The sequence below is a fragment of the Corallococcus praedator genome (assembly GCF_003612125.1).
Lineage (GTDB): Bacteria > Myxococcota > Myxococcia > Myxococcales > Myxococcaceae > Corallococcus > Corallococcus praedator.
Map to the genome: position 1 here is coordinate 1 of NZ_RAWI01001416.1, position 389 is coordinate 389.

1 protein-coding gene is annotated in these 389 nt (G+C 66.6%); it reads left to right on the top strand.

Annotated features, from left to right (window positions below):
• On the top strand, positions 1–351 hold a 351-nt coding region (locus D7Y13_RS44695), incomplete at its 5' end, for an Lrp/AsnC family transcriptional regulator (RefSeq protein WP_147452791.1).
• Between the last annotated feature and the right edge of the window lie 38 nt (positions 352–389).

Genomic DNA, 389 nt, shown 5'->3' on the forward strand with positions numbered 1-389 from the left:
GCCCTCGAGGCGGCGGGCACCCTGATCTACGACGTCGACGTCCTCCCCCAGCGACTCGGGTTCGACGTCAACGCGATGATCTGGCTGACGACGGCGCCGCCACACCTCGAGAGCGTCGGACGACAGATCGCCGCACACGCCGAGATCGCCTCGGTGGCGGCCATCAGCGGTCGAAACAACCTGATGGCCATTGCCATCTGCCGCGACGTCGATCACCTCTACCGCTACCTCAGTGGGACGTTCGCGGCCGTCGCCCACGTCCAGACCTACGATCTGAGCATTCGCGCGCAGCGCCTCAAGCAGACCGCCTCACTGATCTCACGGGGCCGGCTGATCCACGCGCGCTCGTGAACGAGCGCGCGTGAGCGCCCAATCCGTGAAATCCACGT